Genomic DNA, 26,773 nt, shown 5'->3' with positions numbered 1-26,773 from the left:
CCTGTGCGGGCTGATCGCGCTCGCGTTCCTCGTCCCGCTCGGGCTCACCCTCGCCGACCGGACCCGGGAGGCGGAGCTGGCGGACGCCGAGCGCCGCGCCGCGCTGGTGACCGGCGCGCTGGCGGCCAGCACGGACACCGCGACGATCGAACGGGCGGTGGCCGCCGCGGCCGGCGACGATCCGGCCCTGCGTCCGGTCGTGCACGGCATCGGGGCGGACGAGTCCGCCGGCCGCGCCAACCCGCGGGTGCTCGCCGACGCCGCCACGCAGCGCCGGTCGGTGGTGACCGACGTGGACGGCGGGGTGCTGCGGCTGGACCCGGTGGTGCTCGGTGACCGGGTCGCCGTGGTGGAGGTCTTCGTCCCCGACGAGGTGCTCGACTCCGGCGGCGGCGGGCGGTGGCTGCTGCTGCTCGCGATCGGCCTGGCGCTGGTCGGCGCAGCCGTGGCAGTGGTCGACCGGGTGGCCGCGCGGGCCGTGGACGCCACCGGCGACCTGGTCAAGGCGGCGCTCGCGGTGGGCGACGGCGAGCTTGGGGTACGCGTCGAGCCGACCGGCCCGCGCGAGCTGGCCGAGGCCGGGCACGCGTTCAACCGGATGACGGAACGGCTGGTGGCGCTGCGCGCCGACGAGCACGAACTGGTCGCCGACCTGTCGCACCGGCTGCGTACGCCGCTGACCGCGCTGCGGCTGGACGCCGAGGCGCTGGAGTCCGACGACACCAGCATCGGCACGTTCAGCGAGGCGGAGCTGGACCGGCGGCGCGGCATCCGGCGCATCCGGCAGGCGATCGTCACGCTGGAGGGCGAGGTCGACCAGCTCATCAAGACGACCCGCAAGGCGGTCAGCCAGGAGACGGCGCCGGCGTCGTGCGACGTGAGCGAGGTGGTCCGGGACCGGATGGTCTTCTGGTCGGCGCTGGCCGGGGACCAGAACCGCCCGCACCGGGTGGCCGGTGCGCAGTTGCGCATCCCGGCGCCGGTGCCCCGCGCCGAGCTGGCCGCCGCGCTGGACGCGGTGATCGGCAACGTGTTCCGGTACACGCCGCAGGGCACGGCGTTCGAGGTGGCGGTGAGCCGCCGGGACGGCTGGGTGGCGATCCGCGTCGACGACGCCGGGCCGGGCATCGCCGACCCGGACCGGGCACTGCGCCGGGGCGAGAGCGACAGGGGCTCCACCGGGCTCGGGCTGGACATCGCCAAGCGGGTCGCGTTGCAGGCGAACGGTTCGGTGAGCATCGACCGGGCCCGGCTCGGCGGGGCGAGCGTGGTGATGCTGCTGGCCGATCCGGACGCGGCGCCCCGGCCGGTGAACCGGTTCGGGCTGGTCGGCCGGATGGCCCGGGAGGCACGCGAGCCGCGCGCCGGGCGGCGCTGGGGGCGTCCGCGCTGACCGGTGACTGTGTACCGGCGCAAGTTCTCCTTAAAGGTGGTTTAACGACGGCCGCGAAACCGGCGTGAACTGGCAGGATCGCTGACAGAACCCATCAGTTCCGTCGGCCGGGACGCCCCGTAACACCTTCCGGCCGGCGGATCATGCGCGCGGCGGGAGTCCGGTCCCCCCACACCTCGCTCCCGTCGCGCGCGCTCTCCCGTCGAGCCCGGGCGCGAGGTGACCGTCATGCCACCGGCTGTCAGCCGTCTGCTCCGCTGGGCCGCCGTCATCGGCCTGGGCATCGCGCTCACGCTGGCGGTCTGGCAGGACCCGGTGCTCGCGCACGGTCCCGTGCGGCCCGCGCCGGCCGCGGCCGGTCCGAACGTCGCGCTCACCGCGCTGGCGGTGGCCGGGATGCTGCTGACCGCGCGACGCCGGCCGCCCCGGATGTCCCGGCGGCCGGCGCCCGTACGGCCGCTCAGCGGGCCGCGTTCGCCAGGTACGCGTCGATCTCGGCGGTGATCCGGGCCTGCTCGGCCGGCGCCAGGAACGCGGCCGAGACGGCGTCGCGCGCCAGTGCCGCCACCCCGTCCGGGCCGAGCCGCAGCAGCCGGGCGGCCACCGCGTACTCGTCGTCGAGCGTGGTGCCGAACATCGGCGGGTCGTCGGAGTTGATGCTGACCGGCACACCGGCCTCGACGATCCGGGGCAGCGGGTGGGCGTCCAGGCTCGGCACGGCCCGGGTGCGCACGTTGGAGGTCGGTGCGATCTCCAGCGGGATCCGCCGCTCGGCGAGGTGGGCCAGCAGCGCCGGGTCCTGTGCGGCGGAGATGCCGTGGCCGATCCGCTCGGCGCCCAGCTCGCGCAGTGCGTCCCAGATCGTCTCCGGGCCGGTGGTCTCACCGGCGTGCGGCACCGAGCGCAGCCCGGCCGCCCGGGCCTGGTCGAACCAGGGCTTGAACTGCGGCCGGGGCACCCCGATCTCGGGGCCGCCGAGGCCGAAGCTGACCAGCCCGTCCGGTCGTTCGTCGAGCGCGATCCGCAGCGTCTGCTCGGCGGCGGGCAGGCCGGCCTCGCCGGGGATGTCGAAGCACCAGCGCAGCGCGATGCCGAAGTCGGCCTCGGCGCGCTTGCGGGCGTCCTCGATCGCCTCGCAGAACGCCGGCGCCGGGATGCCGCGGTTGACGTGCGAGTAGGGCGTGACCGTCAACTCGGCGTAGCGGACCTGCTGGCGGGCCAGTTCCCGGGCGACCTCGTGGGTGAGCAGCCAGACGTCGTCGGCGTCGCGGATCAGGTCGACCACGCTCAGGTAGACCTCGATGAAGTGGGCGAAGTCGCGGAACGCGAAGTAGTCGGCGAGCGCCTCCGGGTCGGCCGGGACGGGGCTGCGCCCCTCGTGCCGGGCGGCCAGCTCGGCGACGATCCGGGGTGAGGCCGAGCCGACGTGGTGTACGTGCAGCTCCACCTTGGGCAGTCCGGCGATGAAGGTGGGCAGGTCGGTCACGAGTTCTCCTCTGCGCGGGCGCCGGTGCGGGCCACCATGAAGATCCGGCGGAACGGGAAGTACACCTGACCCTGCCGCAACGGGTACGCCTGCGCGAGCCGTACCCCCAGCTCGGCGCGGAAGGCGGCCCAGCCGGCGGCGTCCAGCGCGGCGCGGACCGGGCGCAGCGCGGTGCCCTCCATCCAGGTCAGCACCGGGTGGTCGGCGCCGGTGGCGGGCAGCAGATGCACGTACGTAGTCTCCCAGGCGTCCACCGCGCAGCCCGCGTCGGTCAGCAGCGTGGCGTAGCCGACCGGCTCGTCGACTGGCGCCTCGCGCAGCTCACCGGCGAGCGCGTCGCGCCACCGGTCCTGCCGGGCGACGGAGCGCAGCAGCCGGTGCGACGGCGCGTCGAAGTTGCCGGGGACCTGGAACGCCATCCAGGCGCCGGCCGGCAGCGCGTGCGCCCAGCGACGGAGCAGATCGCGGTGTTCCGGCACCCACTGGAGCACGGCGTTGCCGACCAGCACGTCCACGTCGGGCTCCGGCCGCCAGTCGCGGACGTCGGCGACGGCGTACGTGACCGGTCCGCCCTCGGCGGTCGCCCGGGCGATCATCTCCGGAGAGGAGTCCAGGCCGGTGACCCGGGCGCCGGGCCAGCGGCCGGCGAGCGTGGCGGTGAGCGTGCCGGGGCCACAGCCGAGGTCGACAACGGCGCGCGGGTGCTCGGCCCCGACGCGGGCCAGCAGGTCGTGGAACGGCCGGGAGCGCTCGTCGCCGTAGCGCAGGTAGGTGCGCGGATCCCACATGACAGCCTCCAAACCGTACGTACGTCTTGTTAGACCGTACGGCCCGCCGAGCGCGACGGCAAGCCGCTCACTAGGCTCGGCCGGGTGGAACAGCGCAGCTTCGACCGGCTCGGCCGGCACGTCGGCATCATCGGACTCGGCGCATGGCAGCTCGGCGCGGACTGGGGCGAGGTCAGCGAGGACGACGCACTCGCCGTGCTCGCCGCCGCCGTCGACGCGGGCGTCACCTTCCTGGACACCGCCGACGTGTACGGCGACGGCCGCAGCGAGGCGCTGATCGGCCGGTTCCTGCGCTCCCGCCCCGGGCACGGGCTCACCGTGGCGACCAAGATGGGCCGCCGGGTGGAGCAGACGCCGGAGGCGTACACGCTCGACAACTTCCGGGCCTGGACCGACAGGTCCCGGGCCAACCTCGGCGTCGACACGCTCGACCTGGTGCAGCTGCACTGCCCGCCGACCGCCGTCTTCGCCGACGACCGGGTCTTCGACGCGCTCGACACGCTTGTCGCCGAGGGTCGCGTGGCCGGGTACGGCGTCAGCGTGGAGACCTGCGACCAGGCGCTCACCGCCATCGCCCGGCCCGGCGTGGCGAGCGTGCAGATCATCCTCAACGCGGTCCGGCACAAGCCGCTGGAGCGGGTGCTGCCCGCCGCCGCTGCCGCCGGGGTGGGAATCATCGCCCGGGTGCCGCTGGCGAGCGGCCTGCTCTCCGGCCGGTACGACGAGCACACCACGTTCCCGGCGAACGACCACCGCACGTTCAACCGGCACGGCGAGTCGTTCGACGTGGGCGAGACCTTCTCCGGCGTCGACTACGACAGCGGCCTCGCCGCGGTACGCCGGCTCGCGCCGCTGGTCGGCGACGACCGGACGATGGCGCAGTTCGCGCTGCGGTGGGTCCTCGACCAGCCCGGCGTGACTGTGGTGATCCCCGGCGCCCGCTCCCCCGAGCAGGCGCGGCGCAACGCCGAGGCGGCCGGGCAGCCGGCGCTGACCGAGGTGGAGCTGGCCGCGGTGCGGGCCACCTACGACGAGCTGATCCGCCCGCAGATCCACGACCGGTGGTGAGCCGGCCGGCCGGCGCGGCGTCGCCGGGTGTACGCGGCGGCGGGCATGCTGGAGCGGGACTGTCGTCGGAGGGGAAACGATGAGGGGTTGGTTCCGGCTCACCCTGGGGCTGCTCGCCGTGGTGATCGGTGCGCTGTGGACGGTGCTGGGTCTCGGGTACGTCGAGGGCAGCGCGATGAGCGACAGGCGGATCTGGGCGGTGGTCGGCCCGGTGCTGATCCTGTTCGGACTGGCCGGGCTCTGGTGGGGGATGCGGGCGCGGCGCCGCTGAGCCACCGGGCAAGGCGAAGCCCCGCCTCCCGTACGGGATGCGGGGCTTCCGGCACCGGCCGGCGCGGCCGGTGCGGTCAGCTCAGATGGGGCGGACCTGCTCGGCCTGCGGACCCTTCTGACCCTGGGCGATCTCGAACTCCACCCGCTGGTTCTCCTCCAGCGTGCGGTAGCCGCTGGTCTGGATGGCCGAGAAGTGGACGAACACGTCAGCACCCCCGCCGTCGACGGTGATGAAGCCGAAGCCCTTGTCAGCGTTGAACCACTTCACGGTTCCCTGCGCCATGTGTATCTCCTTCTAAAACTGGCGGCCGAGCACGCCGTGCGGCCGATTGGCCGTTTTCGAGCAGCGGCGCCTGAGGCGGCCCCCATGCGGGAGACTTCTCTCAACCCACGCGTCTCTCAACAGCGTGAGAAAGCAAACCACGTACGCAAAAACTTCGCACAGCCTAGCGGAGGAAATTTCTCCGACATGTGACCTGAAGGTCGCGCGAGCGCCGCCGCGCGGACCGGACGGAGCCATGCGAAAGGCCCCTTCCCCGCGCTCGGGAAAGGGGCCTTTTCCGGCCTTCTCGTCAGTCCGGCCAGCGGCCGGTCAACCGGCGTACGCCCACCGCTCCGCCCCTGTCGACGGCGGCCCGCACCACCGCGAAGATGGCGCCCTGCAGGGCCGCGGCGGCCAGCACCTCGCCCCAGCGGCGGTCCTCGTCGGTGGCGCTCGGCGCCTCGCCGTCGCCCGCCGTCACCTTCCAGACCTGGCGGAAGACCGCCCCCGCGACGGCGCCGGCGGCGAGGCCGAGCAGCACCCCCACCGGCTTGTACGCCGCCTTGCCGACCCTGCCGCTCACCTGTGCCTCCCTCGGACGATCACCAGCACCACCGCCGTCACCAGCGCGCCGGCCGCGATGGCCGCCCACGGCAACGGGTTGCGCCCGACCGCCTCGCCCTTCTCGTACGCCTGCGCCCGGACCAGCCGGGCCCGCTGGGCCGCCCGCCCGCGCACCCGGGCCGCGGTCAGCGACGCCTGCTCACGCATCCGCGCCTTCGCCTGCTCGGCCGAGTGCCGCACCAGCGCCTTCGGATCGGCCCTGGCCGCGAGCAACTCCATCGTCTCACCGAGCTCCACCCGGGTCCGGCGGATCTCCTCCCGGAGCGCCGCCACGTCCCCGGTCCCGTTACCGGTCATGCCCGCCTCCCGTCCTTCACCGCGGCGGTGACCGTCTCGACGTCCGCCCGAACGCTGCGGACCGTCGCCTGGGGCACCGGCGGGACGGCACGGCTGACCTGCTTCTTGCCCACGAGCGCCAGGATCCCGGCGAGCAGGAACAACGCCACCGCCACGATCAGGGCGGCGAGCCACGCCGGCATGACCAGCGCCAGCAGCAGGATCACGGTGGCGACCAGGGCCCCGGCGCCGTAGAGCGCCATCACCCCGCCGCCGCCGAACAGACCGATCCCGATCCCGGCGTGCTTGCCCTTCTCGGTCAGCTCCGCACGGGCCAGGGCCAGCTCGTCCCGCACCAGGCGGGTGACCTGCTCGGTGGCGCGCTGTACCAGTTCGGCGGTGGACGGCTCGCTCCCGGTCCGCGACGTGCTGCGACTCGCGACGTCAGCCATGCTGTCCTCCTTTCGTCATCACCGCGCTGTATGCCCGGAGTCGCCGCTCGTCAATCCTGCGCGGCGCGGCCGGTACGTCCGGCCGCGCGCCGCCGCAAGCCGGTGCCGGGCACCGGATCCGGGGCGTGCGCACCACGTCCCCCGCCACGGCCCGGCCAAACCCGTGCGGCCGGAAAGCCGCCCGTACGCGCCGAACCCCCGGCGCCGTGGGCGGCCGGGGGCTCCGATCGGGGTACGGGGTCAGCCGCGCGCCTCGGCGTGCTCCTCCCGGCCCACGAACACCTCGCTGCGGGCGTCGCCGTCGTCGCTGCCGCCGAAGACCCGCGCGTCGTCGGGCGCCTCGGTGCCGGCCGGGCGGCGTACCGGGCGGCGCGGCTGCGCCGCCTGCCAGGGCAGCGGCCCGGTGGCCTCGCCGACCTCGGCGCGCAGCCGGGGCAGGGCGGTCGGGCGCTGGTCGCGTACCCAGGCCACCAGGTGCTCGCGGACCAGGCACCGCAGGTCCCACAGGCTGCCCGCGTCGGCGGCGCTGACCAGCGCGCGGACCTTGACCAGGCCACCCGTCGCGTCGGTCACCTGGAGCACGCAGACCCGTCCGTCCCACAGCTCGGTGCCCTCGCACAGGCGGCGCAGCTCCTCCCGCATCGCCTGCACCGGGATGGCCCAGTCCAGCTCGAACTCGGCGGTGCCGAGCACCGCCGCCTCGGTACGGGTCCAGTTCTGGAACGGCCGGCTGGTGAAGTACGAGGTGGGCAGGATCAGCCGTCGGTCGTCCCAGACCTGCACCACCACGTAGCTGAGCGTCAGCTCCTCGATCCGGCCCCACTCCCCCTCGACCACCACCACGTCGTCCAGGCGCACCGCGTCGCTGAACGCGAGCTGGAGACCGGCGAAGACGTTGGCGAGCAGGCTCTGCGCGGCCAGCGCGGCGACCGCGGCGATCACACCGGCCGAGGTCAGCACACCGGCGCCCACCCCGCGGACGGCCGGGAAGGTCATCAGCATCACGCCGACCGTGAGGATCACGATCACCGCGATGGTCAGCCGGCGCAGCAGCACCACCTGGGTACGCACCCGGCGGGCGTGCCTGTTGTTCGGCACGTCGACCCGGAACCGGGCCAGCGCGGTGTCCTCCGCCACCACCAGCAGCGAGGCCACCAGCCAGGCGGTGGCCGCGATCGTCGCCAGCACCAGCGTGTGCAGGACGAACTGCCGCCACGGGCTGCCGACCGCGTACCCGGTGGTGAACCGGACCGCGAACTGCACCGCGGCCACCGTGAGCGCGACCTGGAACGCGCGGTGCGCGTGCTCGGTCAGCTCGGTCATCAGCAGCGAGCGGCGGCCGAGGCGGCGGATGACCCGGTGCACCACCTGGGCCAGCACCAACGCGATCGCCGCCGCGGCGAGCGCGGCGGCGACGGTCACGACGTAACTCTGCACGAACTCTCTCTCCCTCCGACCGGGCGGAATCGGGCAAGGGCCCAATGGTGCCCGGCGGCCCGGGTATCGACCAGGATCAGACCTTGCGGTACCGGGACTGGAAGAAGCAGTAGACACCGAACGCGGCGATGCCGAGCGCCATGAGCGCCAGCAGCCACGGCCCGTACGACTGGTCGCGCAGCGTACGCAGGGCGGCGTCGAGGCCACGCGCCTTCTCCGGGTCGTAGTTCACCGCGGCGACGACGACAAGCACGCCGGCGATGGCGAAGACGGCGCCCCGGGAGGCGTAGCCGGCCATGCCGAGCCGACGGGTGAGCTGGCGGGTCTTCGGGCTCATCTCGCCGGTCTTGAGGTTGCGCTCGAACTTCTTCTTCAGGCCGTAGATCACCATGCCGACGCCGAGCGCGGCGAGCGCGAGCCCGGCCAGCCCGACCAGCCACCGGCCGCCGTCGGAGGCCATCAGCTTCTCGGAGAGCTGCTGCTGCTGGTCCGAGGCGTTGGAGCTGGCGTCCTGGAAGACCTTGATCGCGGTCCAGCCCAGCCAGACGAACACGACGACCCGGACCGCCGAGGCGATCCGCTCGAACAGCCGTTCCTTGCCGGTGCGGGACACGTGGCCGGAGATCGCCTCGAATGCCTGCCAGATCGCCATGGCGAACAGGCCGACCGCCATCGCGATCAGGAGGAACTTCCCGAGCGGCTGCTCACCGAGGGTGCGCAGCGCGCCGTTCTGGTTACCCTCCTCGCCCGAGTTCCCGAAGGCGATCTGCAGCGCCAGCCAGGCGAGGAGCAGGTGCACAACTCCGTAACCGATGAATCCGGCACGGGTCAACAGTTCGAGCCACCGGCTGTTTCGAGCCTGGGCGGCGGTGGCTCCGGCATTCCGGGTGAGAGACATGAGCCCTCAATCTCCCGGCGGGCGATTTTCCAAACGTCCGCGCCCGCCGGGACGGCCGAAACGGATCAGCCGTTGAGGTCGCGGGCGACCCGCAGCACCACCTGCTGGTCGGTGACGCTGTCCAGGCTGACCTGGAAGCCGGCGACCTCGGTGGCCTGCTGGCCGACGGTGAGCGAGAGCTGTTCCCCGGCCACCTCGACCGTCACCTGGTCGCCCTGGGCGCCGACCAGCTTGGCCTCGACGCCGAGGATCCGCGCGCTGGCCTCGACGCCGCGGTCGAAGGTGATCGTGCAGGCGTCCAGACCGCAGTCGGTCTCGGCGCCCTCGGAGCTGCATCCGGCGAGCAGTGCGGCGCCGAGGGCCAGGCCGGCGAGCAGACCGGCGGCGCGGCGGGCGGGGGCGGAGGTGGCGCGTCGGATCGTCACCGGCCCAAGGATAGGCGGCCCGCGCCACGGCGCCTTCGCCCACCGGTGCCGGGAGGCCACGCCGGGCGGCGTGTCCGGGGTGCGCGCTAGGGTGCCGGAATGGCTTTCGACGTCGCCCGGGTCCGGGCCGCCTACCCTGCCCTGGGCGAGGGATTCGCCCACTTCGACGGCGCCGGGGGCACCCAGACAGCCACCGGCGTCGTCGAGGCCGTGGCCGGGGCGATGCGTGCCGCCACCGGCAACCGCAGCACCGCGTTCCCGCCCGGCCGCCGGGCGCTCGACCTGGTCGCCGGGGCGCGGGCCGCGGTCGCCGACCTGCTCGGCGCGCAGCCGTCGGGCGTGGTGCTCGGGCCGAGCGCGACGGCGCTGACATACACGCTGGCCCGCACGCTCGGCGCGGGCTGGCGTCCGGGCGACGAGGTGGTGGTGTCCCGGCTGGATCACGACGCCAACGTCCGCCCGTGGGTGCAGGCCGCGCAGGCGTCCGGCGCCACGGTGCGCTGGGCCGAGTTCGACCCGGCGACCGGCGAGCTGCCCGCCGGGCAGTACGCCGACCTGGTCACCGAACGCACCCGGCTGGTGGCGGTGACCGCCGGCAGCAACGCGATCGGCACCGTGCCGGACGTGGCGGCGATCGCCAAGACCGCACACGCGGCCGGGGCGCTGGTCTGCGTGGACGGCGTGCACTCCGTGCCGCACGGCCCGACCGACCTGGCCTCGCTCGGCGCCGACTTCCTGGTGACCAGCGCGTACAAGTGGTCCGGTCCGCACCTGGCGGCGATGGTTGCCGATCCGCGGCGGTGGGCGGAGCTTCGCCCGGCGAAGCTGCTCCCCTCCGCCGACGCGGTGCCGGACCGGTTCGAGTACGGCACGCCGAGCTTCCCGCTGCTGGCCGGGGTGACCGCCGCGGTGGACCACCTGGCCGGCCTGGACCCGGAGGCGACCGGCGATCGCCGGGAACGCCTGCGCGCCGCGCTGGCCGCCGCGCGGGCGCACGAGGAGGCGGTCTTCGACCGGCTGCTCGCCGGGCTCGCCGACCGCCCGTTCGTGACCGTGTACGCCGCACCGGCCCGGCGCTGCCCCACGGTGTCGTTCCGGGTGGCCGGTCTGGCCCCGGCACGGACGGCGGCGGCGCTCGGCGAGGCGGGCCTGTGCCTGTCGCACGGCGACTACTACGCCTACGAGTACTTCGAGGGCATGGGCCTGCGCGCCGACGGCGGCGCGGTGCGGGCCAGCGTCTACCACTACAACACTGTCGACGAGGTGGACCGGCTGCTGGCCGAACTGGACCGGCTGGCCGGGCCCGGAGGGAGAATGATCCGGTGAGTTTTCTGGTCGAGGAGAACACCGCCGAGCGCCGCTTCGAGATCCTGGTGGACGACGCGCTGGGCGGGTTCGCCGCGTACACGCCCCGGGGCGAGACGCTCGTCTTCACCCACACCGAGGTCGACGACCGGTTCCAGGGCAAGGGCGTCGGCGCGGCGCTGGTCCGGGGCGCGCTGGAGCAGGTCCGTGCCCGGGGCGGCCGGGTGGTGGCGCAGTGCCCGTTCGTGGCCTCGTTCATCGAACGCCACCCCGAGTACGCCGACCTGCTGGCCGACAAGCCGTGAGGCCCGGCCCGGCCGGGGGACCTCCCCACCCGGCCGGGCCGGGAGTCAGCGTGCCCCGGTCAGCACCTCGGCGGCGGCCCGCGCCGCTGCGGCGGTCGCGCCGTGGGTGGCCAGGTGCACCGCGCCGGTGACCAGCTCGGGCACGCCCAGCTCGACCACCACCGCGTCCGGGCGGGCGGCGAGCGCCCGGCGTACCGCGTCCCGCATCCAGTCGTGGCGGTGCAGGTCGCGCACCACGAGCACCAGCGGCCGGCCGGCCGGCGCAGCGCCCGGATCGGCCGGTACGGCGTCGGCGGCGTAGCGGACGGTGGTGGTGCCCGGCGCCAGGTGGGCCAGCGGCGCGGCGATGCCCCACGGCGTCTCCTCGCCGATGGCGATGTTGCGTGCGGGCGCGAACTCCACCACGTGCGCCGGACCGGCCAGCGGCAGCAGCCCGGCGTCGCCGGTGACCCGTACCGCCCGGCGGGCGGCGGCGAGCCCGATCGGTGGGTTCCCGGCCGAGTGCGGGCCGGCGGTCCGGCGGGCGCGGGCGGCGACGCTCCACGCGGCGAGCTGACCGACGCGCTTGGCCGCCTCGGCGAGCCGTTCCTCGGGCAGTTCCCCGCTGATCACCGCCGCGACGATCGCGTCGCGCAGCTCGCGGGCGTCGGCCTCGGTGGCCCGTTCCCCGCCCACGCAGATCGCGTCGGCGCCGGCCACGAGCGCGCGCACGGCGGCGCCGGTGAAGCCGTACCGGTCGGCCACCGCGCGCATCTCCACCGCGTCGGTGACCACCACGCCGCCGAAGCCCATCTCCTCGCGCAGCAGGCCGCCGAGCACGCGCGGGCTGAGGGTGGCGGGCAACTCCGGGTCCAGCGCCGGCACCAGCAGGTGACCGGTCATCACCGCCTGCGCCCCGGCCGCGACGGCGGCACGGAACGGGGCGAGTTCGACAGCGTCGAGGCGGGCCCGGTCGCCGCCGATGCGCGGCAGGTCGTGGTGCGAGTCGACCCGGGTGTCGCCGTGGCCGGGGAAGTGCTTGGCGCAGGCGGCCACGCCGCCGGCCTGCAGGCCGCGTACCCAGGCGGCGGTGTGCCGGGCGACGAGTTCCGGGTCGGCGCCGAAGGAGCGCACCCCGATGACCGGGTTGGCCGGGTTGGAGTTGACGTCGGCGTCCGGGGCGTAGTCGAGCGTGACGCCGACTGCTGCCAGTTCGGCGCCGAGGTCGCGGGCGACCTCCTCGGTCAGGGCCGGGTCGTCGACCGCGCCGAGCGCGTAGTTGCCGGGCCGGGAGCTGCCCCGGGCCGACTCGATCCGGGTGACGTCGCCTGCCTCCTCGTCGATCGCGACGATGACGTCCGGCCGCTCGGCGCGCAGGTTCGCGGTGAGCGTGGCGACCTGCTCGTTGTCGACGACATTGCGGGCGAACAGGACGACCGAGCCGAGCCCTTCGCCGAGCCAGCGGCACACCCACGGCGGCGGCGTGGTGCCGACGAAACCGGGTTGCAGGACGGCGGCGGCGAGCGCCGCCAGGTCTCCGGTCGATCCCACGGTCCGCTCGCTCATGTGCTGTCGTACCCCCGTCTCCCCCACGGACCCGCCAGGACCGGCGGGTGCTGCCATGGTCACACCGCGCAGCTAAATAGTCAACAATCCTTACTGTTAGCCGCTGGCATCCCGTGACCACCCGTGGGAGAGTTCCCACATGTCCGCCCTGCCGCTCGCCGACGCCACCAGCGCCGCCGACATCCCCGGCGTACGCCTGCTCGGCCTGGTGGTCGGCGGCCTGTTCCTGCTGATCGCGATCCGGGCCATGTTCCGCCGCTGATCCCGCGCCGGGCGGTGAGCGGCGGTGCCGGTTTCGGGCGGGATCGCCGGGGGTAGCTGAGGCGCTTGATGAAACTGACCACGCACTCCACCAGCCTGCGCCGGGCGGCGCGGAACCTGTTCGGCTGGACCGCGCTGCGGCCCAACCAGCTCGCCGCCATGCGCGCCGTGATGAAGCGCCGCGACGCCCTGGTGGTGCTGCCCACCGGCGCCGGCAAGTCGGCGATCTACCAGATCCCGGCCAGCCTGATCCCCGGCCCGACGGTGGTGATCTCCCCGCTGCTGGCGTTGCAGCAGGACCAGATCGCCGCGCTCAACGAACGGCAGCGCCCGGAGCTGCGCGCGGTGCGGATCAGCTCGGACGAGAGCGCCGCGCAGCAGGCCGAGGCGATCGAGGACATCCGGGCCGGGCGCGCGGAGTTCCTGTTCATCACGCCGGAGGCGCTGAGCAATCCGGACCGCCTGGCCGAGGTGCGCGAGCTGAAGCCGGCTCTGGTGGCGATCGACGAGGCGCACTGCATCTCCGCGTGGGGCCACGACTTCCGGCCGGACTACCTGGCGCTCGGCCACCTGATCGACGGCCTGGGCCGGCCGCCGGTGGTGGCGCTCACCGCGACCGCCTCCCCGCCGGTACGCGACGACATCATCGCCCGGCTGCGGCTGCGCGAGCCGGAGGTGGTGGTCTCCGGGCTGGACCGGCCCAACCTCTTCCTGGAGGTGGCCTACTGCCCGACCGACGACTACCGGTGGCGGCGGCTCATCGCCCTGCTGCGCGACGACGAGCGGCCCGGCATCATCTACGTGCCGACCCGCCGGGCGGCCGAGGAACTGGCCGAGCGGCTCACCGGCGCCGGTTTCCCGGCCGAGTTCTACCACGGCGGCATGCCCACTGCGGCCCGGCACGAGCTGCACGAGGCGTTCCTGGCCGACCGGGTGCCGATCATGGTGGCCACGTCGGCGTTCGGCATGGGCATCGACAAGCCGAACATCGCCTGGGTGGTGCACATGGCGCTGCCCGACTCGCCGGACAGCTACTTCCAGGAGATCGGCCGGGCCGGGCGCGACGGCTCGCCGGCCCGGGTGCTGCTGCTGTGGCGCTCCGAGGACGTCGGGCTCCAGCGCTACTTCAGCGGCGGGCTGCCCGACGAGAAGGAACTGACCGAACTGGCGGCGGTGCTGCGCGGCAAGGCCCGCAACCGCAAGGAACTGCGTGAGCTGACCGGTCTCGGCCCACGCAAGCTGGGGCAGTACCTGTCCCTGCTGGAGCAGGTCGGCGCCGCCGAGCCACGGGCCAAGCAGCGCATCGGCGCGCCCCGGTACGCCCCGGCGGCGGTCGAGGCCGGCCGCGCCGCGCTGGCCGAGGCGGAACGGCAGCAGACGGTCACCCGGTCGCGTACCGACATGATGCGCGCCTTCGCCGAGACCACCGGCTGCCGCGGCCAGGCTCTGCTGGCGTACTTCGGCGAGCAGATGAACGAGGTCTGCGCGCACTGCGACAACTGCCACGCGGGCACCAGTGTGGCCGGTGACGGCGCGGTCGGGCCGTTCCCGGTGCACAGTCAGGTCCGCCACCCGGAGTGGGGCTCCGGCCTGGTGCTCAGCTACGAGGAGGACCGGATGACCGTGCTCTTCGACGAGGTGGGCTACAAGACGCTGTCCGTGCGCGTGGTGTCCGAACAGGGCCTGCTGACGCTGGACTAGCCTGACCCGGGCGCCACGGGGGCGCCCGTCGACAACGACGACCACGGCGAAAGGGGCCTGATCGTGATCGAGCAGCCGGCGTACACCCGGTTCGGCGTCTCCGACGAGGAGTGGGGACTGCTTGTGGGGCTGCCGCAGTCGGTGATCACCGCCGCGGCCGCCGCCGAGTCCGACGGCACCCGCCGGACCATGGCCGAGAACGCCGCCGGGCTGGAGACCATCGCCGCCGGCCGGGAGTCGGCGAGCCCGCTGGTCGCGGCGGTGGCAGGTGAGGTCGTCGACCGGGTGGGCGACCCGGAGACCGGGGCGGAGCTGCCGGTGATCACGCCGGACGACCCGAAGGCGATGATCGAGGACGTGCTGGCCCGGGCCGGGCAGGCGTCCGCGCTGCTCGGCGCGCGGGTGGACGAGGGGCAGGCCGGGGCGTACCGGCACTGGCTGGTGGAGATCGCCGAGCAGGTGGTGGGCGCCGCCTCCACCGGCGGCATCCTGGGTCTGGGCGGTGACACGGTGACCGATTCCGAGCGCCGGTTCCGGGACCGGCTGGCTCACGTGCTGAACGACTGAACGGACTCCTAACAGAAGGCTCGTCGATCCGTCAATGACGGACGTCACGCCCCACGGGTGTCGCTTTTCGACCCCGTGGGGCGTCCTGCTTAGAGCAGGAGTGACGAGCCACGGGGGTCGTTGATGGACGGAAAGCTGCAACGCCAGGTCCTCGACACGGCGGCGCTGCCGCCACGGGAACGCTTCGGCATGTGGCTGGACATGCTGGCGGGCATCCCGACGCCGCTGCGGGTGCACACCGCGCACGCCGACGACTTCGTCGCCCGCGCGGAGTTCATCGAACTGGGCCCGATGCGGCTCATCCGCTACCGCTACCCGTCGGTGGACTGCGTGCGCACCTCGAAGCTGATCCAGCGCTCCGACCCGGACTACTACCTGCTCGCGCTGACGCTCACCGGGACCAGCCAGGCCGACCAGGAGGGGCGGCGGGCCCGGTGCCGGCCCGGTGACCTCACCTTCTACGACTGCTCCCGCCCGCACGAGGTCAGCCACCACGCCGACGCCGCCGGGTCCGCGTACGCCCGCTCCATCGTGGCCCTCATGCCGTACGACGCGCTGCCACTGCCGCACCGCCGGCTAGCCCGCCTGTTCGCCGGCCGGATGTCCGGCTCCGAGGGCGTCGGCGCGCTGGTCGCCGACTTCCTCACCCGGATCACCGCGCACCCCGAGCAGTACCACGCGGCCGACGCGGAGCGGCTGGGCGCCGTCGGGCTGGACCTGGTCGCCACGCTGCTCGGGCGCAACCTCGTCTCCGAGGACGCGGTGCCCACCGAGATCCGGCGGCGTGCGCTGCGGGAACAGGTGCACGGGTACGTGCGCCAGCATCTCGGCGACGCCACGCTGGACCCGGGCCGGATCGCCGACGCGCATCACATCTCGCTGCGCTCGCTGCACCGGCTCTTCGAGGACGAGGAGACAACCGTGGCCGCGTACATCCGGGACGAGCGACTGGCCCGGTGCCGTCGCGATCTCACCGACCCGGCACTCGGCGACCGCTCGATCCAGGTCATCGCCGCCCGCTGGGGTTTCCGGGACAAGGCGCACTTCAGCCGGGTCTTCCGGGCCGCGCACGGGGAGACGCCGCAGGCGTACCGGGCCCGTCACCTGGAATCGGCACGGATCGTCAACACCACGGCATCCGCCGTCAACCCGGCCCGTACATACTGATCTCGGGCCGATACCGCTCGCGGTGGCCCATGGATATCGGGGGGCCGCGGCGTGGCGCCCGCGGCGGTTCAGCCGTGGGCGGCCCCGCCCGGTAAAGCCCCCGCACCGCACCCGCGGCCACGGTTTCCGGCCCCGTCGCGCATCCCCCCAGGACCGGCGGGGCCGGTCGGCACTCAGCCGGCCTCCTCCTCCAGCAGCGCCAGCACCGACTTCTCCACCGCCTCGCGCGGCATCTCCGGCCGTACCGGCGCCAGCACCCCGTCGTGGTAGAGGTCGACCACGCGCGGGTCCACGTATGAGGTCCGGGCCACCGTCGGGGTGTTGCCGAGCAGTTCGGCCACCGAACGCATCACCGCCGCCACGGCGCGCTTGCGGGCGGTGGCGGAGCGCTGCGGGCCCACGGTGGCCAGTTCGGCGGCGGCCAGCACCGTCGCGTGCCAGGTGCGGAAGTCCTTCGCGGTCATCTCGCCGCCGCTGGCGTCGCGCAGGTAGTCGTTCACCTCGTCGCTGCGCACGTCGCGCCAGGCCCGGCCGTCCCAGTAGCCGAACAGCCGCTCCTGCGCCCGCCGCCGCCGGCGCAGGTTGAGCAGCACCTGGCACAGCTCCGCGTCCTCGATCCGGCGGACCTGCTCGATCCCGCCCTTGGCCGGGAACTCGAACACCACGCAGCCGCCCCGGGAACGGGCGTGCTCGGGCCGCAGCGTGGCCACCCCGAACGTGGGGTCGTCACCGGTGGCGTACTGGTCGCTGCCGACCCGGAACGCGCCCATGTCCAGCAGCCGGGCGACAGTCGCCAGCACCCGTTCCCGGCGCAGGCCGCGCAGCGCCAGGTCCTGCGTGACCCGGTCGCGCAGCGCCGGCAGCCGGTGCGCGACCTCCAGCACGTGGTCGAACTTGGCCTCGTCGCGCTTGCGCCGCCAGCCCGGGTGGTAGAGGTACTGCTTGCGGCCCGCCGCGTCGATCCCGGTGGCCTGGATGTGGCCGTTCGGGTACGGCGAGATCCACACGTTCCGCCAGGCGGGCGGGATCACCAGCTCGCGCAGCCGCACCAGTTCCTCGGCGTCGCGCACCGGCTCGCCGGCCGGGTCGAGGAACAGCCAGCCCTTGCCGCGCCGCCGGCGGGCGTACCCCGGCCGGCCCGGATCGCTACGCCGCAACCGCACCGGATACCCGTTCCACGTCGGCCACCGCGGCCACCACCTCGTCGATCCCGATGGCATCCAATGTCGGGTGGGTTCCTACCCCGCCCGACCCGGTCGAATCCCGGTTGACGGTGGTGGGGGTGAGCGCGCCGAGCGCCCGGTGCCGGGGCCGGTCCGGCGGTGGCCCCCAGTGCGCCGCCGGCACCGGCCCGAACAGCACCACCGAGGCGGTGCCGTAGCCGGTGGCGAGGTGGGCGACGCCGGTGTCCCCGCTGACCACCAGCCGCGCGCCGGCGACCAGCGCGGCCAGTTCGGCCAGCCCGGTCCGGCCCGCCAGCACCGCCCGCGGCGGCAGCCCGGCGTCGCGGGCGACCCGCTCGGCCAGCGCCCGCTCGTCCGGCGAGCCGGTGACCGCCACCCGGTGCCCGCGCGCGGCCAGCTCCCGGGCCAGCCCGGCGAAGCGGTCCGCCGGCCAGCGCTTCGCCGGGATCTTCCCGCCCGGGTGCAGCAGCGTCACCCCGGCCGGCACGCCGGTCACCGCCGGCCGCCGCAGCGCCAGGTCTCCCGGGTCGGCCGGCAGCCCGTACGCGTGCAGCAGCCGGCACCAGCGTCGGACCTCGTGCTCGTCGTCGTCCCAGGCGGGGCCGTGCGGGTGTCCGGCGTCGGGGTTGGCGTGGGCGAGCAGCCGGCCGGGGCGGACGGCGGCCAGCGCCCGGTGCGACCGAGGTCCCCGGCCGTGCAGGTTGACAGCCACCTCCGGTGGCGGCCCGGTCCAGGCGATCCGGTCCGGTCCGGTGGTGGGCAGCACTCGGTCCACCGCCCCGGTCAGCTCCGCCAGCGGCGCCAGCCAGGCCGGGGCGGCCAGCACCAGTTCCCGGCCCGGCAGGCCGGCGCGCAGACCGCGCAGCGCCGGCACGGCGGTGGCCAGGTCGCCGACCCCGAGCGCCCGCAGCACCAGGATCACGGGTACGAGGACTCCTGCGCGGCGCAGACGACCATCTCGCGTACCGCGCAACCGGCCGGCTGGGACAGCGCGAACATGACCGCGGCGGCGGTGTCGGCCGGCTCGTTGAGCACCGCGTCCGGGCCGGGGCGGTACTGCGCGTCGCGCTCGTCGAAGAACGCGGTCCGCATCCCGCCCGGGATCAGCAGCGTCACGCCCACCGTGCCGGCCAGTTCGGCGGCGAGCGCCCGGGTGAAGCCGACCACCCCGAACTTCGCCGCGCAGTACGCTGTCGCGTCGCTGACCGCCTTCACCCCGAGCGTGGAGGCGACTGTGACGATGCTGCCCCGGGACGCCTCCAGCCAGGGCAGCGCGGCCCGGATCACCGCGGCGGTGGCGAGCAGGTCCACCGTGACGATCCGCTCCCAGGTCTCCGCCGGGATGTCGGCCAGCTTGCCCGGCACGTCCATCCCGGCGGCGGTGACCACCGCGTCCAGCCCGCCGGCGCGTTCCGCGAGGTCGCGGGTGGCGGCCTCGGCGGCGCGGGTGTCGGCCAGGTCGCACTCGACCCAGGGCACCCCGTCGGCGGGCCGCTGCCGGTCCAGCACCAGGGGGCGCCCACCGGCGCGGGCCACCGCGGCGACCACCGCCGCGCCGAGCCCACTGGAACCGCCGGTGACCAGGACGGTCGGCCCGGCGCCGGGCGCGCCGGTGCTCACGCCGCCACCGTCGGGCCGGCGGGGGCGGCCGTGCCGGGTCGGATGCGTCGCTCGTTCATCGTGCTCCCTTCGCCGTGGACCGGACCCGCGTGACGGCCGCGTCGACCGGCCAGCCGCCGCTGCCGCGCCCGGCCCGCGCCGCCGCGATCATGTCGGTGGTCGAGCGCCCGTCCAGGTACGGCACGACCACCGTGTGGCCGCCCCAGCGGGCCAGGATCTCCGTCTCGGGCAGCGTCTCCGGCCCGCCGCCGCTGGCGTAGTCGCCGCCCTTGACCCAGATGTCCGGGCGCAACCAGGACAGCGTCGCCTCCGGGGTGGGCTCGTCGAAGATCAGCACCGCGTCGACGCAGCCGAGCGCGGCGAGCAGCCGCCCCCGGTCGCCCTGCGGCACGACCGGACGTTCCGGCCCCTTGAGCCCGGCCACGCTGGCGTCGGAGTTGAGGCAGACCACCAGGCAGTCGCCGAGCTGCCGGGCCGCCTGGAGCGTCGCGACGTGCCCGGCGTGCAGCAGGTCGAAGCAGCCGCCGGTGGCCACCACCGTGCCGCCGGCCGCGCGTACCCGGGCCACCACCTCGCCGGCCGCCCCGGCGCCGATCCGGTCCCCCCCGCCGGTGACCACGGCGGGGGCCACCGCCCGCACCGGTGCGGGCAGCGCGGTGGCCACCCCGCCCGCGGCCACGTACGCGGACGCCTCGGCGACCGCCTCCTGCACCGCCTCGGACACCAGCGCGCCCCGGGCCAGGGCCAGCGCCGCGGTGGACGCGAACCGGTCGCCGGCCCCGCAGGTGTCCCCCTCGGCGGGCGGCGCCGGCACCACGAGGGGCGTGGCGCCGGCGTGGCTGAGCAGCGCGCCGTCCCCGCCGAGCGTCACCGCCACCGCGCGCGCCTGCCAGCGGCGGCGCAGCGTGTGGGCGCTGCGGGACGCGACGGCCAGGCGGGAGCCGCCCGGCGGCGTCTTGGCCAGGTCGCGGGCCTCCGGCTCGTTCGGGGTGGCCAGGTGCACCCCGGGTACGGCGGCCGGCCCTCGCGGGTGCGGATCCCAGACCACCGGCGCCCGGGTCGCGGTCAGCGCGGCGCGCAGCGCCGGATGCCCCGCCACGCCCCGGCCGTAGTCGCTCACCAACACGGCGGACGCGTCGGCGAGCAGCCGCAGCACGGCGTCGCTCGGCTGGCCCGGCGCACCGGCGGTACCGCCCCGGTCGTGGCGCAGCAGCACCCGGCCGCGCGCCCGCAACCGGATCTTCTCCGGGGTGGCGCCGGCCAGCGGAAGCGCGTACAACCGCACCCCGGCGGCGGCGAGCAACGTGCCCAGCCGGGCGCCGCCCGCGTCGTCGGCGACGGCGGTGACCAGCGCGACCTCGGCGCCCTGCGCGGCGGCGAAGACGGCGGCCAGCCCGGCGCCACCGGGCCGGTCGAGGGACACGGTCTCGTCCAGCACCGGCACCGGGGAGTCCGGGCAGAGCCGGTTCACCAGACCTTCGACGTCGCGGTCCAGCAGCGTGTCACCGAGTACCACCACCGGTCCCCTCATGCCGTACCTCCCCGGCCGGCCGGCGCCGTCGGATCCGGCTCGCCGACGACGACCTCGACACCGGCGCGTACCGGCCCGGCCGGAGTCTGCGCGGCGGGCAGCGCCAGTTCGACGTACTCGCAGAGCACGTGCGAGGCCACCAGGTGCAGTTCCTGCACCACCTGCCCGTCCGCCGAGTCGATCGCCAGGTGCTCGTGGCAGAGGTCGGCGAGGGGGTTGGGCGCGGGTCCGGTGAAGGCCCAGGTGCGTAGGCCGGTCTGGTGGGCGGCGTGGGCTGCGGTGAGGAGGTTGGTGCTGGTGCCGCTGGTGGTCATGAGGAGGAGGTGGTCGTGGGGTCGGCCGTGGGCGCGGACTTGCCGGGCGAAGGTTTCGTCGTATCCGTAGTCGTTGGCGATGGCGGTGAGGGCGCTGGTCTCGGCGTGCAGGGCGATGGCGGAGAGGGGTTGGCGGTCGTGGTGGAGTTTGCCGACGAGTTCGGCGGTGAGGTGCTGGGCTTCGGCGGCGCTGCCGCCGTTGCCGGCCACCAGCAGCCGGCCACCGGCGGCGAGCCCCCGCGCCAGCTCCGCACCCCAGCGGGCCAGCATGTGTTCGGCCTCCCGCAGGGGCAGCAGCGCGGCGGCCAGCCGGCTCAGGTGGTCCTCGAGCACCGTCGCGCCGGCGGCCGGCGTGGCGGGCGTCATCAGGCGACCACCCGGGTCGGGCGGCGCACGGTGGCCACCTCGCCGTACAGCTCAGTGAGGCGGTCCGCGGTGGTGGCCCAGGAGTAGCGGGTGCGGGCCCGCTCCAGCGCGGCGGTGGCGTAGGCGAAGCGGCGGATCCGGTCGCCGAGCAGGCCGCGCAGGGCCGCGCCGAGGGCCGCCGGCTCCCGGGGCGGCACCAGGTCGCCGGTGCGTCCGGCCACCACCGTGTCGATCAGCCCGCCGACAGCCGTCGCGACCACCGGTACGCCGCAGGCCATCGCCTCCAGTGGGGTGAGCCCGAACGGTTCGTACCAGGGTGCGGCGACGAGCACGTCGGCCGACCGGTACCAGCGGCCCATCTCCTCCCGGGGCACCGCGCCGACCAGGCGTACCCGGTCGGCGACGCCCAGGGAGCGGGCCAGCGCGCGCAGGCGCAACGCGTACGGGTCGGTCTCCAGCAGTCCGGCCGGCGGCCCGCCGACCACCACGCACTCGGCGTCGGGCACCTCGGCGACGGCCCGGATGACGTCCTGGAAGCCCTTGCGCTCGACCAGCCGGCCGACGGTGAGGATGCGGGCCCGGTCGCCGTCGCGGTCGGCGACCGGGCCGAGCGGGGAGAACGTCGTCAGGTTCACCCCCGACGGCACGACTGTCATCCGCGTCCGGGGCACGCCCATCCGGACCAGTTCGGCGACCTCGTCCTGGCACTGGGCGACCACCCGGTCCACCGAGCGGCCCAGCCTCCGCTCGTGCTCGACCCGGCCCGGCGGGCTGGTGTCCTGCACGCCCTGGTGGCGGCGCTTGACGGTGCCGAGCGCGTGGAACGTCTGCACCACCGGCACGCCCGCCCGGCGGGCTGCGGCGAGGCCGGCCAGCCCGCTCATCCAGAAGTGCGCGTGCACCACCTCGGGCTGCCAGTCGCCGGTGCGCCACCGGTCGGCCAGCCACTGCCCGAACGCCGGCATGTACGGCAGCAGGTCGTCCTTGGCCACCGGCTCGGCCGGCCCGGCCGGTACGTGCACCACCTCGTACCCGTCCGGGGTGCGGACGCTCACCGGGAGGTCCACCGCGTCGAGCCGGGTGTAGACGTGTACGTCGTGACCGGCCGCCGTGAGCGCGGCGGAGAGCTCCGCGACATGCGTGTTCTGGCCACCGGCGTCCTCCCCGCCGAGGACGGCGAGCGGGCTGGCATGCTCCGAGATCATCGCGATGCGCATACTTCCTCCTCCAGCAGCCGGTCCCAGTCGGCGAGGAATCGCTCCAGGCCGTAGCGGTCCCGGGCGGCGGCCCGGGCCACGGCGCCCGCCCGGCGGGCGGACTCCGGGTCGTCCAGCAGGCCACGGGCGGCGTCGACGAGCGTGTCGACGCGGGTGGACAGCGCGCCCGCGGCGGGTGGCACCGCCTCCACCGCCTCGGTGGTGGCCAGTGCCACCACGGGCATGCCCATGGTCATGGCCTCGATGAGGCTGAGGCCGAGTGAGGTCCAGCGGCACAGGTGCAGGTACGCGCGCCGTTTGGCGAGTTCGGCGTGCATCGCGTGCTGAGGTACGTCGTCGTGGCTGGTCAGCCGGTCCGCCGGCAGGCCGAGGTGGGCGGCGAGACCGTCCACCTTCATCCCGTAGACGTCGAGTGGCGCCAGCGCGGCGAAGCGGGCGAGCAGGTCGGTGCCGGTGACCCGCCAGCGGCGTACCGGCTCGTTGATGACCACGGCGAGGCGGTCGAGTTCGCCGGTCCACTCGACGGCCGGTGGTACGACGCCGTGGTCGACCACTGTGGTGCGGGTGGCGCCGTTGTCCCAGAACAGCTCGTTGAACGCGGTGACGTGGGTGAGCAGCAGGTCGTCCCGGTCGGCCATCGGGTGCCGGGTGTTCGGCACATCGCCCTTCGGGGTGTTGTGCTCGACGTAGATCGCGGGCAGGTCGCGGCCGGGCCGGCGGCCGAGCCACTCGGCGGCCAGGTCGAGTTCCTCCGGGCGTTGCAGGATCACCAGGTCCACGTCGGCGTCGCGCAGGTCTTCCGGGGCGATCTCGACGGCGTTGTCCGGCCACTGGTAGGTGCGCGCCCGGCCCAGCCCGTACGGGCCGCGATCCGGGGTGACGGGCACCAGGTAGCGGTGCTTGCCGTGCACGAAGGACGTCGTCCACGATCCGTGGACGTGCCACAGCAGGATGTTCATCCGGCCACCCCGCCCGCCACCGGCGCCGGCACGCCGAGCAGCCGCAGCGCCTCCAGCACCCGTCCCGGCTCGACTGCCGACAGGCAGGGGTGCCCGGGGACCGGGCAGACGGTGGCGCGGGTGTCCCGGCACGCCGCGCCCGCGTCACCCAGCCGTACCGTCGGCACCCGGTACGGCCCCCACTGCCCGAACGGGACGGTGGGCGCGAACAGGCTCACCACCGGCACGCCGAGCGCGGCGGCCAGGTGCGCCGGGCCGGTGTTTCCGACCACCAGCGCGGCGGCTCCGGCGATCACCGCAGCCAGCTCGTCCAGCCCGGTCCGCCCGCCCAGGTCGACGCCGCCCGCCGTGGCGACCCGCGCGGTCAGCTCCCGCTCGTCCTGCCCTCCGGTGACCACGACCCGGTGACCGGCGGCGGCGAGCACCCGGACCACGCGGGTGGCCAGTTCCTCCGGGCAGGCTCGGGTCTCCACCGACGATCCCGGGTGCAGGACGACGTAGCCGGGCGGCCCGGCGGCCTCCGCGGGCGGCGGCAGCCGGTCGGTGCGGATGCGCAGTGCCGGTTCGTCGTGGTCGGGCAGCGCGTAGCCGGCGGCGGCCGCGAGGGACAGGGCGCGTTCGGGTTCGGGTACGCCGGGCGGGACGCGGTGGCGCACGTCGAGCAGGCTGCCCGGGTAGTCGTCGCTGATCGCGCTGATGCGGGGTATCCCGGCCAGGCGCAGCAGCAGGGCCAGGGGCAGGGCGGACTGGTGGAAGGAGGTGAACACGACCGCCTCGTCGGCGCGTACCCCCGACAGCCTGTCGGTCAGCGCGCGGACGGCGTGGGGGTCGACGGGCGGGGCGGGCGCGTCGATCCACGGCAGCGACGCCTCGACGATCTCGTCCACGCCGGGGAGCAGTTCGGCGGCGGCGCGGCCGCGTGGCCCGCACAGCAGCACCACCCGCTCCGCGCCCGCCGCTACCGCCCGGATGCCCGGCCCGGTCACGAGCACGTCCCCGGCCGCGTCGCTGCGCACCACCAGCACCGTGCCCCGGCGCGACCGGCGCGCAGGCCGCGGCGCGGCCGTCAGGCGCATCCGGGCCAGCACGATGCCCACCGCGTCCGGCAGGTCGGCGGCGACTGTCGGCGCGGCGGCCACCTCGGCGGTCCTCGTGGCGGGCGTGGGGACCATGATCGCGGCGGCGCCCGCCGCGGCGGCGGCACCCGTGTCCGCGCCGATGTCGCCGATCAGCACGCACCGGGTCGGCGTCGTCCCGAGCGCGCGGGCGGCCTCGTGCACCAGGCCGGGCGCGGGTTTGCGGCAGGCGCAACCGTCGGCTTCCGCGTGCGGGCAGATCGCCCAGTGGTCGAACGGACCCAGCAACTCCTCGATCCGGGCGTGCACGGCACGCATCTGCGCCTCGGTGAACAGACCCCGGGCCAGCCCGGACTGGTTGGTCACCACGGCCAGCCGCAACCCGGCCGCCCGCAACCGGTCCAGCGCCTCCCGGGCACCCGGCACCGGCCGCACCTTCTCCGGATCGCCGTTGTACGGCACGTCCTCCACCAGCGTGCCGTCGCGGTCCAGCAGCACCGCGTCGTACAGGCCGGACGGGAACCGGTCAGCACCCGGGTCAACCCGGGCTGACCTGCACTGATCCCGCTCCTGGTCCCGTCGCACGGGCGGCGGGTTCCCGACGCCCCGAGGAGTAAACGTCAACGTCGGCGCCAGGCCGCCCCGCCGGTGCCGCACGGCCGGGGCGCACGACTGCCACGACCGGCCCGGTGCGGCGATACCCGCCGCCCCGGAGAAGCTAACCCCTGTCGCCGTTAGCGACGGCCCATGGCGGGGTACCGCTCGGTGATGGCGGTTGTGGAGAAGGTGATCGACGCGCCCCCGGAGCAGGTCTTCGAGGTGCTCGCGGACGGGTGGACGTACAGCGACTGGGTGGTCGGCACCGCACACGTGCGGGACGTGGACGACGCGTGGCCCCGCGTCGGCACCAACCTGCACCACCGGGCCGGGCCCTGGCCGTTCTCGCTCCAGGACAAGTCGACGGTGCTGGAATGCGAGGCGCCGCACCGGCTGGTGCTGCGCGCCGGGCTGTGGCCGGCCGGGGAGGCGATCGTGGCGTTCGCCCTGGAGCCGCTGGAGGGCGGCCGGACCCGGGTGACGATCGGCGAGGACTTCGCCGCCGGGCCGCTGCGGTGGGTCCGGACCAAGCTCAACGACCTGGTGCTGCACCTGCGCAACCGGGAGACGCTGGCCCGGCTCTCCGACATCGCGACGCGGCAGAAGCCGGAGCCGTGATCGATCGCCCGGCGGGGCGTCTGTGCGGCTGCCGTACGAGGGACTGGCTACCCTCTCAGGTGAACCTGTCGGCTGACCGAGGATGTCCGTGATGATCGAACCCGTGCAGTTACCCTCCCCGTGGGGGGATGCGCGCCTGACCGTCGTCGTTCCGACCTACAACGAGGCGGGCAACCTTCCGGTGCTGGTCGAGCGCCTGCTCGCGCTGCCGCTGCCGGGGCTGAAGGTGCTGGTCGCGGACGACAACTCCCCGGACGGCACCGGCGAGGTCGCCGACAAGCTGGCCATCGAGCACCCGGACCGGGTGACGGTGCTGCACCGCCCGGGCAAGGAGGGCCTCGGCCGGGCGTACGTGGACGGCATCGGCCGCGCGCTCGACGACGGCGCGGACTTCGTCGCCCAGATGGACGCCGACCTGTCGCACCCGCCGGAGGCGCTGCCCGGCATGCTCGGCGCTCTGCTGTCCACCCAGGCCTCGGTGGTCATCGGCTCGCGTTACGTGCCCGGCGGCGAGCTGGACGAGAACTGGCCGCTGTACCGGCGCGCGCTCAGCGGCTGGGCCAACCTGTACGTGCACACGCTGCTGCGGGTACGCATCCGCGACCTGACCGCCGGCTTCAAGATCTGGCGGGCCGACGCGCTGCGCGCGATCGGGCTGGACCGGGTGCAGTCGAACGGCTACAGCTTCCAGGTGGAGATGCACTACCTCGCCACCAAGCTCGGCCACACGATCCTTGAGGTGCCGATCCGCTTCGAGGAACGCCGCGACGGCGACTCGAAGATGACCACCGCCACGAAGATCGAGAGCGCGCTGATGCCGTTCAAGCTGCGCAGCCGGCACCGCAACCTCGACTCCTGAGCGCTTCCGCGTTCCACCGCGCCCTCACGCCGCGTAACTGTCACCGCGCGTGAGGGCGCGCCCGCTCAGCCACATCTCCCGCCGCGCCCTTTGCTCTGCCGCCATCGGCGCAGCACCGCCCTGAGCAGGGATGCTTTCCGGGCGGCCGTTCCGTTCACAGCGCACGTTGGTCACGATGCGTAACCGATGCATATGAGGC

The 26,773-nt window shown here is 74.8% G+C and carries 30 protein-coding genes; 12 read left to right on the top strand and 18 right to left on the bottom strand.

All coding sequences use genetic code 11. The annotated features are described in order from the left end of the window. Position 1: 1 nt before the first annotated feature. Both AB0C17_RS08990 and AB0C17_RS08985 read left to right on the top strand, forming a co-directional pair. A complete protein-coding gene (locus AB0C17_RS08990) occupies positions 2-1,393 on the top strand; it encodes a HAMP domain-containing sensor histidine kinase (RefSeq protein ID WP_357477853.1) in 1,392 nt (463 codons plus the stop codon). A 228-nt stretch (positions 1,394-1,621) separates the two neighbouring features. Further along, positions 1,622-1,897, top strand: a complete 276-nt coding sequence (locus tag AB0C17_RS08985; protein ID WP_357387094.1) for a hypothetical protein — start codon at positions 1,622-1,624, stop codon at positions 1,895-1,897. Here the strand turns inward: AB0C17_RS08985 and AB0C17_RS08980 are convergent. Together AB0C17_RS08980 and AB0C17_RS08975 are read right to left on the bottom strand one after the other, a co-directional pair. Next, a complete protein-coding gene (locus tag AB0C17_RS08980) occupies positions 1,854-2,879 on the bottom strand; it encodes an adenosine deaminase (protein ID WP_357469242.1) in 1,026 nt (341 codons plus the stop codon). The two genes, AB0C17_RS08985 and AB0C17_RS08980, sit on opposite strands and share 44 nt — an antisense overlap. Next, positions 2,876-3,667 carry a trans-aconitate 2-methyltransferase gene (locus tag AB0C17_RS08975; RefSeq protein ID WP_357477638.1) on the bottom strand — a complete coding sequence of 264 codons (792 nt, stop codon included), beginning with the start codon at positions 3,665-3,667 and terminating at the stop codon, positions 2,876-2,878. Before AB0C17_RS08975 ends, AB0C17_RS08980 begins: the two co-directional genes overlap by 4 nt. 84 nt (positions 3,668-3,751) lie before the next feature. Here AB0C17_RS08975 and AB0C17_RS08970 point away from each other — a divergent pair, with 84 nt between their 5' ends. Together AB0C17_RS08970 and AB0C17_RS08965 are read left to right on the top strand one after the other, a co-directional pair. After that, the gene (locus AB0C17_RS08970; RefSeq protein ID WP_357477635.1) at positions 3,752-4,735 is read left to right on the top strand and encodes an aldo/keto reductase; all 984 of its coding nucleotides are present in this window, start codon (positions 3,752-3,754) and stop codon (positions 4,733-4,735) included. Positions 4,736-4,814: 79 nt separating this feature from the next. Further along, complete coding sequence (locus AB0C17_RS08965) at positions 4,815-5,006, top strand: hypothetical protein (RefSeq protein ID WP_357387086.1); 192 nt, start codon at positions 4,815-4,817, stop codon at positions 5,004-5,006. A gap of 81 nt (positions 5,007-5,087) precedes the next feature. Here the strand turns inward: AB0C17_RS08965 and AB0C17_RS08960 are convergent, their stop codons facing one another. The 7 genes from AB0C17_RS08960 to AB0C17_RS08930 form a co-directional block, all read right to left on the bottom strand. Then, a complete protein-coding gene (locus tag AB0C17_RS08960) occupies positions 5,088-5,291 on the bottom strand; it encodes a cold-shock protein (protein WP_007075740.1) in 204 nt (67 codons plus the stop codon). A gap of 289 nt (positions 5,292-5,580) precedes the next feature. Next, on the bottom strand, positions 5,581-5,853 hold the full coding sequence (locus AB0C17_RS08955; RefSeq protein ID WP_357387084.1) for a DUF4235 domain-containing protein: 273 nt from the start codon (positions 5,851-5,853) through the stop codon (positions 5,581-5,583). Continuing rightward, entirely contained in the window at positions 5,850-6,191 is a 342-nt protein-coding gene (locus tag AB0C17_RS08950; protein WP_357477632.1) for a DUF3618 domain-containing protein, read from the bottom strand. Before AB0C17_RS08950 ends, AB0C17_RS08955 begins: the two co-directional genes overlap by 4 nt. Next, positions 6,188-6,622, bottom strand: a complete 435-nt coding sequence (locus AB0C17_RS08945) for a phage holin family protein (protein ID WP_357387080.1) — start codon at positions 6,620-6,622, stop codon at positions 6,188-6,190. The genes AB0C17_RS08950 and AB0C17_RS08945 overlap by 4 nt, the downstream gene beginning before the upstream one ends. A 240-nt stretch (positions 6,623-6,862) precedes the next feature. Continuing rightward, entirely contained in the window at positions 6,863-8,059 is a 1,197-nt protein-coding gene (locus AB0C17_RS08940; RefSeq protein WP_357477629.1) for a mechanosensitive ion channel family protein, read from the bottom strand. Between the two features lie 76 nt (positions 8,060-8,135). Beyond that, positions 8,136-8,957 carry a DUF1206 domain-containing protein gene (locus tag AB0C17_RS08935; protein ID WP_357477626.1) on the bottom strand — a complete coding sequence of 274 codons (822 nt, stop codon included), beginning with the start codon at positions 8,955-8,957 and terminating at the stop codon, positions 8,136-8,138. Between the two features lie 65 nt (positions 8,958-9,022). Beyond that, complete coding sequence (locus tag AB0C17_RS08930) at positions 9,023-9,382, bottom strand: hypothetical protein (protein WP_354867092.1); 360 nt, start codon at positions 9,380-9,382, stop codon at positions 9,023-9,025. 99 nt (positions 9,383-9,481) lie between these two features. Here AB0C17_RS08930 and AB0C17_RS08925 point away from each other — a divergent pair, with 99 nt between their 5' ends. Then, positions 9,482-10,708, top strand: coding sequence for a cysteine desulfurase-like protein (locus AB0C17_RS08925; protein ID WP_357477622.1), 1,227 nt, complete (start codon positions 9,482-9,484; stop codon positions 10,706-10,708). Next, positions 10,705-10,992: a GNAT family N-acetyltransferase gene (locus tag AB0C17_RS08920; RefSeq protein WP_357387072.1), complete on the top strand. Its 288-nt coding sequence runs from the start codon at positions 10,705-10,707 to the stop codon at positions 10,990-10,992. The genes AB0C17_RS08925 and AB0C17_RS08920 overlap by 4 nt, the downstream gene beginning before the upstream one ends. 45 nt (positions 10,993-11,037) lie before the next feature. On the opposite strand, the gene AB0C17_RS08915 is transcribed toward AB0C17_RS08920, so the two are convergent. Next, positions 11,038-12,537 carry a glycoside hydrolase family 3 protein gene (locus tag AB0C17_RS08915; RefSeq protein ID WP_357477619.1) on the bottom strand — a complete coding sequence of 500 codons (1,500 nt, stop codon included), beginning with the start codon at positions 12,535-12,537 and terminating at the stop codon, positions 11,038-11,040. A 139-nt stretch (positions 12,538-12,676) separates the two neighbouring features. Here AB0C17_RS08915 and AB0C17_RS08910 point away from each other — a divergent pair, with 139 nt between their 5' ends. The 4 genes from AB0C17_RS08910 to AB0C17_RS08895 all read left to right on the top strand — a co-directional run bounded on the left by AB0C17_RS08910 (position 12,677) and on the right by AB0C17_RS08895 (position 16,233). Then, positions 12,677-12,799 carry a hypothetical protein gene (locus AB0C17_RS08910; RefSeq protein WP_013285408.1) on the top strand — a complete coding sequence of 41 codons (123 nt, stop codon included), beginning with the start codon at positions 12,677-12,679 and terminating at the stop codon, positions 12,797-12,799. A 68-nt stretch (positions 12,800-12,867) separates the two neighbouring features. Next, positions 12,868-14,499: a RecQ family ATP-dependent DNA helicase gene (locus tag AB0C17_RS08905; RefSeq protein ID WP_357387067.1), complete on the top strand. Its 1,632-nt coding sequence runs from the start codon at positions 12,868-12,870 to the stop codon at positions 14,497-14,499. 63 nt (positions 14,500-14,562) lie between these two features. Continuing rightward, complete coding sequence (locus AB0C17_RS08900; RefSeq protein WP_357387066.1) at positions 14,563-15,066, top strand: hypothetical protein; 504 nt, start codon at positions 14,563-14,565, stop codon at positions 15,064-15,066. Between the two features lie 123 nt (positions 15,067-15,189). Then, on the top strand, positions 15,190-16,233 hold the full coding sequence (locus AB0C17_RS08895) for a helix-turn-helix domain-containing protein (RefSeq protein WP_357477616.1): 1,044 nt from the start codon (positions 15,190-15,192) through the stop codon (positions 16,231-16,233). 173 nt (positions 16,234-16,406) lie between these two features. Here the strand turns inward: AB0C17_RS08895 and AB0C17_RS08890 are convergent, their stop codons facing one another. From AB0C17_RS08890 to AB0C17_RS08855, 8 genes are read right to left on the bottom strand one after another with little or no spacing between them, the layout of a single operon-like run. Beyond that, positions 16,407-17,396 carry a DNA topoisomerase IB gene (locus AB0C17_RS08890; RefSeq protein ID WP_357387062.1) on the bottom strand — a complete coding sequence of 330 codons (990 nt, stop codon included), beginning with the start codon at positions 17,394-17,396 and terminating at the stop codon, positions 16,407-16,409. Continuing rightward, positions 17,380-18,339 (bottom strand): glycosyltransferase family 9 protein, encoded by a 960-nt coding sequence (locus AB0C17_RS08885; protein ID WP_357477613.1) that lies wholly within the window; start codon positions 18,337-18,339, stop codon positions 17,380-17,382. The genes AB0C17_RS08890 and AB0C17_RS08885 overlap by 17 nt, the downstream gene beginning before the upstream one ends. After that, positions 18,336-19,037, bottom strand: coding sequence for an SDR family oxidoreductase (locus AB0C17_RS08880; protein WP_357477610.1), 702 nt, complete (start codon positions 19,035-19,037; stop codon positions 18,336-18,338). The genes AB0C17_RS08885 and AB0C17_RS08880 overlap by 4 nt, the downstream gene beginning before the upstream one ends. Positions 19,038-19,092: 55 nt before the next feature. Continuing rightward, the gene (locus tag AB0C17_RS08875; protein ID WP_357477607.1) at positions 19,093-20,568 is read right to left on the bottom strand and encodes a PfkB family carbohydrate kinase; all 1,476 of its coding nucleotides are present in this window, start codon (positions 20,566-20,568) and stop codon (positions 19,093-19,095) included. Further along, positions 20,565-21,248, bottom strand: a complete 684-nt coding sequence (locus tag AB0C17_RS08870) for an SIS domain-containing protein (RefSeq protein ID WP_357477604.1) — start codon at positions 21,246-21,248, stop codon at positions 20,565-20,567. The genes AB0C17_RS08875 and AB0C17_RS08870 overlap by 4 nt, the downstream gene beginning before the upstream one ends. Then, complete coding sequence (locus AB0C17_RS08865) at positions 21,248-22,465, bottom strand: glycosyltransferase (RefSeq protein ID WP_357477601.1); 1,218 nt, start codon at positions 22,463-22,465, stop codon at positions 21,248-21,250. Before AB0C17_RS08865 ends, AB0C17_RS08870 begins: the two co-directional genes overlap by 1 nt. After that, positions 22,450-23,424, bottom strand: coding sequence for a glycosyltransferase (locus AB0C17_RS08860; protein ID WP_357477598.1), 975 nt, complete (start codon positions 23,422-23,424; stop codon positions 22,450-22,452). The genes AB0C17_RS08865 and AB0C17_RS08860 overlap by 16 nt, the downstream gene beginning before the upstream one ends. Next, positions 23,421-25,010, bottom strand: coding sequence for an HAD-IIIA family hydrolase (locus AB0C17_RS08855; protein ID WP_357477850.1), 1,590 nt, complete (start codon positions 25,008-25,010; stop codon positions 23,421-23,423). The genes AB0C17_RS08860 and AB0C17_RS08855 overlap by 4 nt, the downstream gene beginning before the upstream one ends. 258 nt (positions 25,011-25,268) lie before the next feature. On the opposite strand from AB0C17_RS08855, the gene AB0C17_RS08850 reads away from it, so the two are divergent. Next, entirely contained in the window at positions 25,269-25,715 is a 447-nt protein-coding gene (locus AB0C17_RS08850; protein ID WP_357387146.1) for an SRPBCC family protein, read from the top strand. 91 nt (positions 25,716-25,806) lie between these two features. After that, positions 25,807-26,574, top strand: a complete 768-nt coding sequence (locus tag AB0C17_RS08845) for a polyprenol monophosphomannose synthase (RefSeq protein WP_013285395.1) — start codon at positions 25,807-25,809, stop codon at positions 26,572-26,574. Positions 26,575-26,773: the final 199 nt, after the last annotated feature.

The sequence above is a fragment of the Micromonospora sp. NPDC048887 genome, assembly GCF_040649715.1.
GTDB lineage: Bacteria > Actinomycetota > Actinomycetes > Mycobacteriales > Micromonosporaceae > Micromonospora.
The sequence above is the reverse complement of the archived record's forward strand: the minus strand, read 5'-3'. Positions and strand labels throughout refer to the sequence as shown.

Coding starts and splice junctions, on each gene's coding strand:
- AB0C17_RS08985 (WP_357387094.1), top strand. CDS start 1,622: ATGCCACCGGCTGTCAGCCGTCTGCTCCGCTGGGCCGCCGTCATCGGC.
- AB0C17_RS08975 (WP_357477638.1), bottom strand. CDS start 3,667: ATGTGGGATCCGCGCACCTACCTGCGCTACGGCGACGAGCGCTCCCGG.
- AB0C17_RS08965 (WP_357387086.1), top strand. CDS start 4,815: ATGAGGGGTTGGTTCCGGCTCACCCTGGGGCTGCTCGCCGTGGTGATC.
- AB0C17_RS08960 (WP_007075740.1), bottom strand. CDS start 5,291: ATGGCGCAGGGAACCGTGAAGTGGTTCAACGCTGACAAGGGCTTCGGC.
- AB0C17_RS08950 (WP_357477632.1), bottom strand. CDS start 6,191: ATGACCGGTAACGGGACCGGGGACGTGGCGGCGCTCCGGGAGGAGATC.
- AB0C17_RS08945 (WP_357387080.1), bottom strand. CDS start 6,622: ATGGCTGACGTCGCGAGTCGCAGCACGTCGCGGACCGGGAGCGAGCCG.
- AB0C17_RS08935 (WP_357477626.1), bottom strand. CDS start 8,957: ATGTCTCTCACCCGGAATGCCGGAGCCACCGCCGCCCAGGCTCGAAAC.
- AB0C17_RS08925 (WP_357477622.1), top strand. CDS start 9,482: ATGGCTTTCGACGTCGCCCGGGTCCGGGCCGCCTACCCTGCCCTGGGC.
- AB0C17_RS08915 (WP_357477619.1), bottom strand. CDS start 12,537: ATGAGCGAGCGGACCGTGGGATCGACCGGAGACCTGGCGGCGCTCGCC.
- AB0C17_RS08910 (WP_013285408.1), top strand. CDS start 12,677: ATGTCCGCCCTGCCGCTCGCCGACGCCACCAGCGCCGCCGACATCCCC.
- AB0C17_RS08905 (WP_357387067.1), top strand. CDS start 12,868: ATGAAACTGACCACGCACTCCACCAGCCTGCGCCGGGCGGCGCGGAAC.
- AB0C17_RS08895 (WP_357477616.1), top strand. CDS start 15,190: ATGGACGGAAAGCTGCAACGCCAGGTCCTCGACACGGCGGCGCTGCCG.
- AB0C17_RS08875 (WP_357477607.1), bottom strand. CDS start 20,568: ATGAGGGGACCGGTGGTGGTACTCGGTGACACGCTGCTGGACCGCGAC.
- AB0C17_RS08870 (WP_357477604.1), bottom strand. CDS start 21,248: ATGACGCCCGCCACGCCGGCCGCCGGCGCGACGGTGCTCGAGGACCAC.
- AB0C17_RS08865 (WP_357477601.1), bottom strand. CDS start 22,465: ATGCGCATCGCGATGATCTCGGAGCATGCCAGCCCGCTCGCCGTCCTC.
- AB0C17_RS08860 (WP_357477598.1), bottom strand. CDS start 23,424: ATGAACATCCTGCTGTGGCACGTCCACGGATCGTGGACGACGTCCTTC.
- AB0C17_RS08850 (WP_357387146.1), top strand. CDS start 25,269: ATGGCGGTTGTGGAGAAGGTGATCGACGCGCCCCCGGAGCAGGTCTTC.
- AB0C17_RS08845 (WP_013285395.1), top strand. CDS start 25,807: ATGATCGAACCCGTGCAGTTACCCTCCCCGTGGGGGGATGCGCGCCTG.